12 protein-coding genes and 1 pseudogene are annotated in these 11,483 nt (G+C 42.8%); 7 read left to right on the top strand and 6 right to left on the bottom strand.

The window, feature by feature from the left end:
* The first annotated feature begins 269 nt into the window (after positions 1 to 269).
* Positions 270 to 1,064, top strand: a complete 795-nt coding sequence (locus CEW93_RS08030; protein ID WP_089540287.1) for a transferrin-binding protein-like solute binding protein — start codon at positions 270 to 272, stop codon at positions 1,062 to 1,064.
* A gap of 173 nt (positions 1,065 to 1,237) precedes the next feature.
* On the opposite strand, the pseudogene CEW93_RS08025 reads toward CEW93_RS08030, so the two are convergent.
* Positions 1,238 to 2,488 (bottom strand): annotated as a pseudogene (locus tag CEW93_RS08025) (lytic murein transglycosylase); the annotation flags it as partial.
* A 239-nt stretch (positions 2,489 to 2,727) separates the two neighbouring features.
* On the opposite strand from CEW93_RS08025, the gene cmoA reads away from it, so the two are divergent.
* Positions 2,728 to 3,477 (top strand): carboxy-S-adenosyl-L-methionine synthase CmoA, encoded by a 750-nt coding sequence (cmoA, locus tag CEW93_RS08020; protein ID WP_089540283.1) that lies wholly within the window; start codon positions 2,728 to 2,730, stop codon positions 3,475 to 3,477.
* Positions 3,478 to 3,496: 19 nt separating this feature from the next.
* Entirely contained in the window at positions 3,497 to 4,531 is a 1,035-nt protein-coding gene (cmoB, locus tag CEW93_RS08015; protein ID WP_089540281.1) for a tRNA 5-methoxyuridine(34)/uridine 5-oxyacetic acid(34) synthase CmoB, read from the top strand.
* On the opposite strand, the gene CEW93_RS08010 is transcribed toward cmoB, so the two are convergent.
* Positions 4,521 to 4,742: a DUF2788 domain-containing protein gene (locus tag CEW93_RS08010; protein ID WP_089540278.1), complete on the bottom strand. Its 222-nt coding sequence runs from the start codon at positions 4,740 to 4,742 to the stop codon at positions 4,521 to 4,523. The two genes, cmoB and CEW93_RS08010, sit on opposite strands and share 11 nt — an antisense overlap.
* Before the next feature lie 278 nt (positions 4,743 to 5,020).
* Here CEW93_RS08010 and CEW93_RS08005 point away from each other — a divergent pair, with 278 nt between their 5' ends.
* Positions 5,021 to 5,749: an SPOR domain-containing protein gene (locus tag CEW93_RS08005; RefSeq protein ID WP_089540276.1), complete on the top strand. Its 729-nt coding sequence runs from the start codon at positions 5,021 to 5,023 to the stop codon at positions 5,747 to 5,749.
* A 52-nt stretch (positions 5,750 to 5,801) separates the two neighbouring features.
* Here the strand turns inward: CEW93_RS08005 and CEW93_RS08000 are convergent, their stop codons facing one another.
* The 4 genes from CEW93_RS08000 to CEW93_RS07985 all read right to left on the bottom strand — a co-directional run bounded on the left by CEW93_RS08000 (position 5,802) and on the right by CEW93_RS07985 (position 8,573).
* The gene (locus tag CEW93_RS08000) at positions 5,802 to 6,230 is read right to left on the bottom strand and encodes a hypothetical protein (protein WP_089540274.1); all 429 of its coding nucleotides are present in this window, start codon (positions 6,228 to 6,230) and stop codon (positions 5,802 to 5,804) included.
* 93 nt (positions 6,231 to 6,323) lie between these two features.
* Positions 6,324 to 7,238 carry an ADP-ribosylglycohydrolase family protein gene (locus CEW93_RS07995; RefSeq protein ID WP_222432733.1) on the bottom strand — a complete coding sequence of 305 codons (915 nt, stop codon included), beginning with the start codon at positions 7,236 to 7,238 and terminating at the stop codon, positions 6,324 to 6,326.
* 75 nt (positions 7,239 to 7,313) lie between these two features.
* Entirely contained in the window at positions 7,314 to 7,904 is a 591-nt protein-coding gene (locus tag CEW93_RS07990; RefSeq protein ID WP_089540273.1) for a DJ-1/PfpI family protein, read from the bottom strand.
* Between the two features lie 63 nt (positions 7,905 to 7,967).
* On the bottom strand, positions 7,968 to 8,573 hold the full coding sequence (locus tag CEW93_RS07985; protein WP_089540271.1) for a 2OG-Fe(II) oxygenase: 606 nt from the start codon (positions 8,571 to 8,573) through the stop codon (positions 7,968 to 7,970).
* Positions 8,574 to 8,791: 218 nt separating this feature from the next.
* On the opposite strand from CEW93_RS07985, the gene CEW93_RS07980 reads away from it, so the two are divergent.
* From CEW93_RS07980 to menA, 3 genes are read left to right on the top strand one after another with little or no spacing between them, the layout of a single operon-like run.
* Positions 8,792 to 9,670, top strand: coding sequence for a 23S rRNA (adenine(2030)-N(6))-methyltransferase RlmJ (locus tag CEW93_RS07980; protein WP_089540269.1), 879 nt, complete (start codon positions 8,792 to 8,794; stop codon positions 9,668 to 9,670).
* 25 nt (positions 9,671 to 9,695) lie between these two features.
* Positions 9,696 to 10,487 carry a CDP-diacylglycerol--serine O-phosphatidyltransferase gene (gene pssA / locus CEW93_RS07975; protein ID WP_089540267.1) on the top strand — a complete coding sequence of 264 codons (792 nt, stop codon included), beginning with the start codon at positions 9,696 to 9,698 and terminating at the stop codon, positions 10,485 to 10,487.
* A gap of 29 nt (positions 10,488 to 10,516) precedes the next feature.
* The gene (menA, locus tag CEW93_RS07970) at positions 10,517 to 11,419 is read left to right on the top strand and encodes a 1,4-dihydroxy-2-naphthoate octaprenyltransferase (RefSeq protein WP_089540266.1); all 903 of its coding nucleotides are present in this window, start codon (positions 10,517 to 10,519) and stop codon (positions 11,417 to 11,419) included.
* Positions 11,420 to 11,483 lie beyond the last annotated feature (64 nt).

The raw sequence follows: 11,483 nt of genomic DNA, 5'->3' as shown, positions 1-11,483 counted from the left end.
AAAGCGTTTGCTGATGAGTTGGGTCAAAGCGACATAGAATAGCCAACCAACTTTAATCTAAAAGTCCACTTCGGTGGGCTTTTTTTATGGCGACACGCTGTGAATGAATGTATTATAATGATAATAAAAAGTTTACATTTGTACTTATTTGATGAAAGTTTGTACATTTTAATGATTAATCATTGCTTTATGTACTAAAAAATTATAAATTATTAATCACCCATAAAAAGTATGGGTTTTTAATTTCTTAACATTAAAGGAGTAATGTCATGAAAAAATTCATGATTGGTATGGTGGCGGTATCTGCCACATTGGCATTGACGGCGTGTAGCAGTTCTGATGATTCTGTAAAGGCGGGTGCATCAACCATGATACAGCCTAAAAATGCCGATTCTAAAAATAACCCAACTGCTGTTCCACAAGACAAACAAGTGGCAACAGGTCAGCATTGGCAATTAGCCCATACAGAAAAAAGCTCTACTATTGAGTTTCATAACATGACAGGTATTGCACCGGATAATCTTGATGTGCTAAATAAGCTGGTCGTTGATGGCAAAACGTTGGATTTAACAAATGTACACGAAGAAGGTTTGACACCACTTCACCAAGCAGGTCTTGGGGGTCAAGTAGGTTCAACTGGGCATAGTAAATTTGGTATTGTTGGTTATAAAGATAAAGGCATAGAAAAAGACTATGTTTTTTATCAAGGTCTGCAAACTGCACCTAATAAAATGCCAACCGAAGGTAAGATGAGCTATACTGGATTTGCTTTGCATGACTGTGAAGAATGCCGTGAAAGACAAGCGGTTTCTAAATTTGATGTGGATTTTGGGGCAAAAACTGTTAAAGGTGAGATTGGTGGCAGCAAGTACATCACAGGTGGTAAAGTTGCCTTGGAAGCTGACATCAAAGGCAGTGCCTTTTCTGGTTTTGCTAATGGTGTACAGACCAATGGGGCATTTTATGGGGTAGATGCCAGTGAGATGAGCGGTGTTTACAAAAGTGCTAACTTTGCGGGGGCATTTGGTGCCACCAAAGTTGCTGAACCCATAAAACCTGAGTAATTTTTAGCTGTATAGCCACACCCTGAAAGCTTGGTTTAAACTGGCTTTTAGGGTGTGGTTTTTTTTAGTGTTTGATTTGCCACAGACAAACCATCATCAATCCCAACAAAAGAACAATCAATAAACTGATGGTGATGAGAGCTTTATTGAACTGCCCTCCGAATGATTTTGATGTTGGGGTTACTGGTGGGGGTGGCGACAGGCTGATTTCCTTGTTGATGACTCATAATCAGACGATAAAATTGCTGTCCTGCTCGTCCATTTGGGGTAACGCCTGATTTGCGTTGATAATCCATGATGGCTCGTCTGGTATTATCACCAATGATACCATCTGCATTGCCGATGTCGTAGCCTGCGTTGATTAGGGCTTGTTGGATTTCTTTGGCCTCACGGCGACTGATTCCTGCATCATCGGTAGGCCAAGCGGTGGCAAAATTGGTGTTGGTGTTATTGGTTTCAATCAATGTGGACAGATGGGCAATGGCAAGAGCATAACTTTCGGACGCATTATAACTATAAAAGGTATCAAAGTTTTTACCCACCAAAAACGCAGGACCATGACGACCAGCAGGCAGTAGCAATCCAGCACTTGCCATATTATGTGGTAAGGGGCGACCATCAGGCAATGTCAGCCCCATATTTTGCCAATGACTGATGGATTTTTTGTTTTTGCGACCGCTTGTGCCTGAATAACCGTTTAGGCGAACTTCATAGCCCCAAGGCTCACCAGTACGATAGCCACTTTTTACCAAAAAATTGGCGGTACTTGCTAGGGCATCTGCCTTAGAATTAACCAAATCTTTACGACCATCACCATCAAAATCCACCGCCAATCGCAAAAACGTGCTTGGCATAAACTGTGTTTGACCAAATGCCCCTGCCCATGAGCCAGTCATGTCTTGGGGGCGAATGTCGCCATTTTGGACAATTTTTAAGGCACTGGCATACTCGCCACGAAAATAAGACTGACGGCGGTCAAAACATGATAGGGTGGCAAGGCTGGTAAATAAGTCTTTTTTGCCTAAGGTTTGACCAAAATTACTCTCAACGCCCCACACACCAAGCACGTGTTCTGCTTTGACACCATAACGGCTCTCAATACGTCTTAATACGTCTGCCATCTCATTTTTGGCACGCAGTCCATCTGCCACGCGTTCACTGTCCACCAAAGACGCATGATAATCCCAAGGGTCTTTTTTAAATTCTGGTTGGTAATTTAAGGAGCGAATGACACTGGGGTCGGGCTCACTGGGGCGATAACGTTCAAAGGTAGTAGCAGACACACCCTTAAAGGTGGCAGAATTTTTTAGATTAGTTAGACAAGATTGAAAATGGCTGTTTGATAAATTTGGCAAATCATTAGCGAGTGCAGGTGTGCCAGCAAGTGCCAGTAGCGATAGCCCCAAAAGTGTGGATTTTTGCATGATAAATTTTCACTCAATATAAAATAAGTCATCTTACAAAGTTTTTGAAAAAATAAAAAGCGATATTGCCAAAAACCAATGTTTTGTAAGAATGGGGTAAGATTTTTTCTGGTAAAAATCATTCAATGCAATGGAGTGTGAGCACGATTAAAATAAGCCATTTTTGAAAAACAGCCAAAGTCTTAAAAAAGTGGTAAAATAACGCATTTTTGTCAAGTATCAACCCAACAAAGACAGCCATGACCCACGATATGCTATTTACCACCCCCTTAGATAAGCACGCACGTTTTAGTTTTGATGAGACGGTTGTGGCGTGTTTTCCTGACATGATTCGTCGCAGTGTGCCAGGTTACGGACAAATGCTTGCCATGCTCCCGATTCTTGCTAAACGTCATTTGGCATATCGTCAGTTGAAAGATGGCAAAAAAATCAGCCGTGTTTATGATTTGGGAACATCGCTTGGGGCGGTGTCGTTTGCTTTGGCGGATAAATTCGCCCCCAATGATTTGCACATTGTGGCGGTGGACATTTCATCGGCGATGATTGATAAAGCTCAGGCAGTGATGAGCGAACATTATCCAAATCATGACATTGAGTTTGTGTTGGACGATGTCAATCACATTGTATTTAAAAAGTGCGACATGATTGTGCTAAATCTGACCTTGCAATTTTTATCCCCAGACACACGCCTTGATTTGTTAAAAAAATGTTATGACGCCCTAGATGAAGGGGGGATTTTGATATTGACTGAAAAAACTCATTTGGGCGATGAACAAGATGATGCTTGGCGAGTAGAGCGGTATTATGATTTTAAGCGTGCCAATGGATACAGCGAGCTGCAAATCAGTGGCAAAAGAGATGCCTTAGAAAATGTGCTGATGACTGACACGATAGAGACGCACCATGACCGCCTAAGACAGGCGGGGTTTGATAGGGTGCTGACGTGGTTTATGTTTTTAAATTTTGCGTCCATGATTGCTTTTAAATGACCATTAAACTGGAAATGCCATGCCAAATACCATCTTTATTGCTGAAAAAGCTTTGTATGATACCTTATTTGATATGAGTTTGTATCACCCGCAGGCGACCGATTGGCTAAGACGGCTTCCTGACTGGCTGTCGTCCATCAAAGATAAAAATCGCTACGCCCACGCCCCTTATTATGCGTCTGTGATTGATAAGTTGCCAAAAATTACCCCCATGTCAGTGCAGTTAGATGCCAAAGATATCACTGCCGTGGTGGATTTTAGTCATGCGGATTTTAAAAAAACCCAAGCACTCATCAAAAATTTGATGCCGTGGCGAAAAGGCGGATTTGTGATTGGGCAAGGCGACAGACGGATACATATAGACACTGAATGGCGGTCTGATTTAAAGTGGGAGCGGATAGTGCCTTTTATTTCGGACTTGACAGGCAAGCGTGTGCTTGATGTGGGCGGTGGCTCAGGCTATCATGGATTTCGCATGGTGGGGGCAGGAGCAAGTACGGTGGTGGTCATTGATCCGTCTTGTTTGTTTTATCATCAGTTTATGATGATACGCCATTTTTTGGGACAGATGACAAATAAATATGGCAATTATCCTGTGCATTTTATTCCTGTGGGACTAGAACAGTTGCCCATGGCCGAGCAAGGCGGATTGTTTGATACGGTGTTTTGTATGGGGGTGTTGTATCATCGTGCTTCCCCATTTGAATGTCTGTTACAGCTAAAACATCAGCTTAAAAAAGGCGGAGAGCTTGTTTTGGAGACGCTGGTGGTAGATGGCGATGAAAATACTGTGCTTGTGCCACAAGAGCGTTATGCGATGATGAACAATGTGTATTTTTTACCAAGCGTGGACGCACTCACCAAATGGCTCATCAAAGTGGGTTTTAAAAATGTGCGTTGCGTGGACATCAATACCACCACCACACAAGAGCAACGTGCCACCGAGTACATGACCTATCATTCGTTGGCTGATTTTTTGCACCCTGATGATGACACCAAAACCATAGAAGGTCATCCCAGACCCAAAAGGGCGGTGATGGTGGCTACAAGATAAATTTTTCTAAGACAAATTCAATCACAATCTTTGCCAAAAATCCAAAAAATCCCATGCCTAATGCCACAAAAATCCAAAATGTGCCTGCTTTACCTGCGTGTGATTTTTTGGAGATGTCCCACATAATAAAAAATAAAAAACCAATAAAGATGGGCAGTAATCCATAAAGACCCAGTTTAACAATTGTTCCTTCGGAAATGGCAAATAACATATAACCCCCAAATTTAACCACTTAACCACATATCAGACATATTATAACAAAAACCAATGAAATTTTTTAGTGGGGTGTCTCTTAAATTCTAAAATTGCCAAAGTGATTAAAACTTGCTAAAATAAAAGCAGTCTGCCTATTAATTGGCTTTGATGATAAAATTGAGATAATATGATTATAATTTAATCAATTTAGCAGTATATCCATTCATCACAACAATTCAAATCAAAGATGTGTTAAAGTTTGTTTGGTTTTTATTAAAATAAATAGAGAACTCCATGAAGCCTTATAAAGAACCTGTCAGTCGCAAAGAACAAGCTCGCACACGTTTGGGTTGGGCGAGTCTTTTGTGGATGTTTGTGGGGGCGATTATTACGGTGATGATTGCGGTATTTTTGTATTTATCTCCATTGTTTGATAGCTTTAAAAAAGATGTGGACGTTAATCAAGAAGTGCCTGTAACACCTTTGCCCCAAGAGCAAAAAAAACCCGAAGAGTATGAATTTTATGAGATTTTGCCCGAGCGTAGCTTTCGCAGCAGTCAGGCAGGCTTGGGCAACGATCCTGATGAGAGCAGCACTTCAAACACAAACAGTCAAAATCCATCTAGCACCGAAACAGTACGCTCCCCAGATGTGGTGGTCAGCACTAAGGCTGATGATGCACAAATCACCGTGGTAGAAGAAAATGACACCTATGATGACCCATCAGACACCCAGACGGATAAGCAAATAGACCAAATACAAATTAGTACTGCTCAAACTGGCAAGACTTACATTTTACAAGTGCGTAGTTATGACAATGCCGAAGAAGCGGATAAAAAACGCCTAGAAGTCATCATGGCGGGCGTGGATGCACGGGTGGTACATCGCATAGACCCATCAGGCGTGTCGTTGTATCAGGTCATCTCTGTGCCGTTTTCTAACCGAATGTCAGCCATTGAAGCAGAAAGAAAACTAAGCAACAATGGCATTGATTCACTGCTGATAGAGCAAAGAAGGCACTAAGCCGTCATTGGCATTGACGAAATACCGCCCCAATAGGAGTGGTATTTTTGTATTATTGGCTTGGTGCTTGGGTGTCAGTTTTGGGGGTTTCACTGGGTGTTTCGTCGGTTTTGGCGGTGTCAGCTTTGGGAGTGTCGGTTTTGGTGGCATCTGCGGTAGCAACTGCTTCATTGGCAGTAGCAGATTCGTTGGTGGCAGCACCATGATGAGCGGTGGTTAGAGCTTCGGCAACTGCTGCTGCTTTGGCGGATTCAGCCGCTTGGGTAGCTGTGGGCTGTTGTGGGTTTGCACCACCAACACCACCCATTGGCGTTTGACCGTGGTCGGCAAATTTAATCTCTTCGGCTTTTGGGGCTTTTTCTAGGGCTTGTTTTTGAGCTTCTTCTATTTTGTCCACAGCATAAACTTTCTCATGATTGCCACCACAGGCAGTTATTAAGGTAGCGGTAGCGATGATGGCTAGGGTGAACTTGGCTTTCATGATAACTCCAAAAATTAGGACATAATGGTGGCTATATTATGCCACAATTTATGGGGAATTGACAATTTGTATTGTGGTGGCGATGGGGTGCGTTTATTCTTGGGGATTTTTGGTAAGTAGCTTATTTGCGATTTGTAAAATATATTCATGCCAAGCAACATTGTGTACCCAATCTTGGGGCATGTCAGCCAAGCCATAATACGCTCCTGCAATCTGCCCTGTGATGGCAGCAGTAGTGTCAGCATCATCACCAAGATTTGCCGCTTGTAGCACAGCGTCTTTAAAATTATCTGTATGATAAAAACACCACAAAGCCGCTTCAAGACTGTTTACCACATAGCCTGTACCAAAAATGTCATCACGAGCTTTTTGTTTAAAACTACCATCAATGATGGTTTGTATGTTGGGCGAAAAGGCGTAGTTGCTTGTGGGGGTTAGTAGGGTGTCTTTGTTGGTTTCACCATGTAAAGCGTGCCACAATATTTCGCCAAAATAAGCACAGGCGGACAGACACTCTGGCGAGCCGTGTGTCGTTTTTGAGCTTAATATACTGTATTTTACTGCACAGCTTAGGTCATGATGATAAAAAATTGGCACAGGGGCAAGTCGCATTAGTGAGCCATTGCCTGAGCTTTTTGGATTGTCTGAACCTGCATAAGCCCCAACATATTTGAAAAGCGTTAAGGCTTGTAGGACGGTTTTGCCCATACCAAAGCATTTGCCTGTTACTGAGTTTTCGCCCAATTGATACCAACGATAATATCGTTGCATTTGGTCTTGGGGGTCAAAGCCTTGTTGGGCGATTAAACTGTCTGCCAAGCACAACGCCATGGAAGTGTCATCTGTCCATTGTCCTTTTTTTAGGTTAAATATGCCACCACCCATCATATCTTTGATGGGGGCAAAACTGTCTTTTGGGCGAAATTCTATGGCTGCACCAAGGGCATCGCCAACCGCCAAACCTAGCAAACAGCCTTGGCTGCGGTCAAATAAATGTATGTCTGCCATATTTGTGCTTTTTTGGTGTTGTGTGATTGTTTGTGATTTTGTGTGGATTTATCATCCATACACAGTTGAAAACATTTAATATAAATCTGCAAACTCATCAAGACTTGGGTCGCTTTGCCAGCGGTATTCGCAGTGATTGGCAATCTCTTGGGCGATGTGTTTGCCATAATAATCAGCGATAAAGCCAAGTGTCATGTCCATGCCTGCTGACACCCCTGATGAAGTATAAAATTTGCCATCATGTACCCAGCGAGCGTGTTTTTGCCAATGTACTTGACTGCTTTGGCTGGTTGCCCATGCGTATGCTTTTTTATTTGTGGTGGCTTTTTTGTCGTCCAAACAGCCTGCTTTTGCCAAAAGTGCCGAGCCTGTGCAAATGCTGAGACATATACTGGCTTGTTCCACCCATGTGGCAAGTTGTTGCAAAAATAGTGCATCATTGACCAAAGTGCGTGTGCCTTGTCCGCCCGGCACCACCAAAATGCTGTCTGTGGATAAACCATCTAGTGGCGTGGTTTGTACAGCAAATCCTTGATGGCTATCAACCAAGCCGCCAAACTGTGAGACATAATGCAAACGCACATCAGGGCAACGAGCCAAAAACTCTACCGCTCCCATCAAATCCAGCGTTTCATAGTCGTGAAACAACAAACAATAAATGTTCATACCTGTCCTTAATTTATATGCATCCTTAAATTTGAACAAAAACTGAGTTATCTGCCAATTAAGTTACAACACCCCATCATCACGCCGTAGCCAAGTGGCGATAGAAAAGCGTTGTCTGTGGGTGATTTCTACTTGGTGGAGTAGGTTGCTATCAAAAATTACCAAACGACCCAGTTTGGGCAGCAGCTGTATGGTGCGACCTTGTTTATCAATGACTGTGATTTGTCCGCCATCACTGTCTGTCCAGTCGTCATTTAAATAAAACACCGCAGAGATTACCCGTTCATCACGTCCTTTGGGGTTGTCGGTGTGCCATTGATAGCCAAAGCCTGACGGATAGCAGGCATAGTGGGCTTCGGCGTGGCGAATGCCTGTATAAAGCGACTGGTTAAAATACCGCCCCAACGCATTGATGCTTGCCAAATACGCCATGCCAGCAGGGCAAGACTCATCAATCCAGCGAATGCTATCGCCACGAATGTTTGCCATTCGTTCGCCATGAGTTAAATGTGCAGCCTTGTAAGTGATAAAGCCACTTTCTTGTTGCAAAGCGGTCAAATCATTGTCATCAAACACATCATCTAGCACCATCGTACCTGTGGCAATAAAATTATCTAGGCGCGTGGATATTTGGGCGTGCCAATCGGCTGTAAAAACTGTATTCATCATCAAAATCGCATAAAAAATTATCTTATTTTATCAAAATATCATGTAAAAATAAGCCAAAATTTTATCATGTGATGAATTTTATCAGTGAACCCAATGGCTGTTTTGTCAAATCAGCAGTCATTTGTTTACATGGCACTTGCCAGATGGCAACCAAAATAAAATAGCCAAAAACATTGAGCTTATGGTATTATAAGTCATTTAATGATTAATAAATTTATATGAATTACAAGCACGCCTATCATGCTGGCAATTTTGCCGATGTTGCCAAACACATTTTATTATTACAATTACTTAGCCAATTTAGTGCCAAAGCCAAACCTTTTTATGTGCTAGATGCCTATGGTGGGCGGGGGCTGTATTCACTACAAAGTACAGAAGCAAGCAAAACAGGCGAAGCAGATAAAGGTATCGGTGCCTTAGAAAACGCCAATCTTGGTACACCACCCAAAGCCATCGCTCAATATTTGCTTGACCTTGCAACTGCTCGTAAAACTTATGACAAATATGTTTATCCGGGCTCGCCATGGTGGATTGCCAACCACGCCTTGCACCATAGTACAGACGCACCTTTGCGAGCTGAAGCTTTTGAAAGTCAAGCAGATGAGTACGACGCCCTAAATTATCAGCTGTACCAGTTACCTATTGGCATTCATCATCGCAACGCTTTTGAAGGTGTGCCTGCGGTGCTGCCCCCCAAAGAAAAACGTGGTATTATCCTGCTTGACCCACCCTTTGAACAAGAGCATAAAGATTTTAGCCGTTTGGTGGATTTGCTTGTGGCAAGTCATAAGAAGTTTGCCACAGGGACGTTTGTGCTGTGGTATCCCATCAAAAATAAAGAAGCGGTTGAGCTTTTTTATAAAAAAATGAAACGCACTGGCATCAAAAAACAGCTGATTTGTGAGCTGAATTTATACCCCAATGATGTGGCGGTGGGTATGAATGGCACAGGATTGTTTGTCATCAATCCGCCTTGGCAGTTTGATGAGCATGCCAAAGACATCTTAACAACGCTGGCCCCTATATTAAAGCCCGCAGACGCACCACGCATGAGTCTTGATGACATGGTGGTGGTAAAGTGGTTGGTGGGCGAGTGATGATTATAAAATAACCAAATAAACCATGAACAAATCAAACCAATCTGATGATGACCATGATGGCATCACTTTTGAAGTGGTGGAAACTGAGCAATTAGGTAACACCAAAAAGGTAAGTCGCGGTGTGTATCTTGTGCCCAATCTTATCACGACAGCATCCATGCTCTCGGCGTTTTTTTCCATCACATCTAGTGCCAGTGGTGATTTTACCAAAGCCTGCCTTGCCATTTTTTTATCAGCGATTTTAGATGGTATGGACGGACGAGCAGCTCGTATGCTTAACGCCCAAAGCCCTTTTGGTGAGCAGTTTGACAGTCTTGCCGATTGTATCGCTTTTGGGCTTGCTCCTGCCATCTTAATGTATCATTTTGCTCTGTCTGATTTGGGACGATTTGGTCTTGCTTGTGCGTTTGTGTTTACGGCGTGTGCGGCATTTCGTTTGGCAAGGTTTAATGTGCAAATTGGTGTGGTGGACAAACGCTACTTTATTGGTTTGGCAAGCCCCTTGGCGGCGATTTTGGTAACATCAAGTGTGATGGTTGCCAAGGATCACGCCAATCTTACGCCCCATGCTCTTGCTATTGGGTGTGCGATATGGACGGTGATTTGTGGATTGCTGATGGTTAGTAATGTCAAATATTATAGTTTTAAAGAATTTGACAAGAAAAAAGTCCCTTTTGTGGCATTGATTGTGGGCGTACTCATCATGGGTGTGATACTTTATGACATTCCTGTGGGGGTGCTTGCCATTGGAGTCATTTATGCAATAAGCGGATTTTGGACAACATTAACCACCAAAAAGACTTATACCAAATAGCCATCAGATGATTTTAAAATCACCACATCATGCCAAAATCTACCATTTGTCAGTTTTTATCTGCCACTCGTCCACGCACTTACCCCATTGCCATAACAAGTCTTGGGGTTGGGCAAAGTTTGGCATACCGTACTTTGGGTGGTTTTGATGGTCATCAATGGTTGATGGCTTGGCTTATTATTTATACTGCTTTATCCTTACAAATTTTATCCAATCTTGCTAATGACTTAGGCGACGGCATTCGTGGCACGGACCAGCATCGTCATGCTGATAGCCCAACACGTCTTGTGGGAAGTGGCGTGGTGTCATCACAACAAGTTTGGTGGTGGTTGATGGTTTGGTTGTTTCAAACCATGTTTGCAGGTGGGCTTTTGATTTGGCTGAGCCTGTCAAATCTCAAAGAGATTTTGCTATTTTTTGGTTTGGGGGCGGCATCCATTCTGGCAGCGATTGGCTATACAATGGGCAAAAAACCCTACGGCTATCAAGCACTTGGAGAGCTTTCTGTACTAATTTTCTTTGGGTTTATGGCGGTATTAGGTGGTTATTGGTTGCAAGTGGGCAAGGTGGAGATGTGCCATGTTGTGATTGCCATGGGAGTGGGATTGATGTCTGCGTGCGTCTTGTATATCAATAACTTGCGAGATGTAGCCAGCGATAAAATAAGTGGCAAAATAACCCTTGCACTTGTGCTGGGCAGATACAAAATCATTGCTTACTTTGGACTTTTTGGACTGGCGATGTTTTGTTATGTGTGGCATTTAGTGGCAGCAGATCAAACAGCATGGATGTTAATGTTGGCTGTTCCTTTACTGGTAAGGCATATTTATGCTGTACAAAAATATCGCACACACCCTGATTGCTTGGGTAAACAACTGGGGGCTATTGTGGCTATTTTGGTTTTGGTAAATGGATTGGTCATTTTCATTTAAAAACCAACCACTTACAAAATATCTCCAAAACCCCCTTTACAATCCTATTTTATCAGGTATAATA

This window comes from Moraxella sp. VT-16-12 (assembly GCF_002224245.2).
Classification (GTDB): domain Bacteria; phylum Pseudomonadota; class Gammaproteobacteria; order Pseudomonadales; family Moraxellaceae; genus Moraxella.
This window is presented reverse-complemented; position numbering and strand designations above follow the sequence as displayed.

What these genes read in the sequence shown, in the direction of transcription:
- CEW93_RS08010 (WP_089540278.1), bottom strand. Translation starts at nt 4,742, where the DNA reads ATGTTATTTGCCATTTCCGAAGGAACAATTGTTAAACTGGGTCTTTAT.
- pssA (WP_089540267.1), top strand. Translation starts at nt 9,696, where the DNA reads ATGAACAAATCAAACCAATCTGATGATGACCATGATGGCATCACTTTT.
- cmoB (WP_089540281.1), top strand. Translation starts at nt 3,497, where the DNA reads ATGCCAAATACCATCTTTATTGCTGAAAAAGCTTTGTATGATACCTTA.
- CEW93_RS08030 (WP_089540287.1), top strand. Translation starts at nt 270, where the DNA reads ATGAAAAAATTCATGATTGGTATGGTGGCGGTATCTGCCACATTGGCA.
- CEW93_RS07990 (WP_089540273.1), bottom strand. Translation starts at nt 7,904, where the DNA reads ATGAACATTTATTGTTTGTTGTTTCACGACTATGAAACGCTGGATTTG.
- CEW93_RS07980 (WP_089540269.1), top strand. Translation starts at nt 8,792, where the DNA reads ATGAATTACAAGCACGCCTATCATGCTGGCAATTTTGCCGATGTTGCC.
- cmoA (WP_089540283.1), top strand. Translation starts at nt 2,728, where the DNA reads ATGACCCACGATATGCTATTTACCACCCCCTTAGATAAGCACGCACGT.
- CEW93_RS07995 (WP_222432733.1), bottom strand. Translation starts at nt 7,238, where the DNA reads ATGGCAGACATACATTTATTTGACCGCAGCCAAGGCTGTTTGCTAGGT.
- menA (WP_089540266.1), top strand. Translation starts at nt 10,517, where the DNA reads ATGCCAAAATCTACCATTTGTCAGTTTTTATCTGCCACTCGTCCACGC.
- CEW93_RS07985 (WP_089540271.1), bottom strand. Translation starts at nt 8,573, where the DNA reads ATGATGAATACAGTTTTTACAGCCGATTGGCACGCCCAAATATCCACG.
- CEW93_RS08005 (WP_089540276.1), top strand. Translation starts at nt 5,021, where the DNA reads ATGAAGCCTTATAAAGAACCTGTCAGTCGCAAAGAACAAGCTCGCACA.
- CEW93_RS08000 (WP_089540274.1), bottom strand. Translation starts at nt 6,230, where the DNA reads ATGAAAGCCAAGTTCACCCTAGCCATCATCGCTACCGCTACCTTAATA.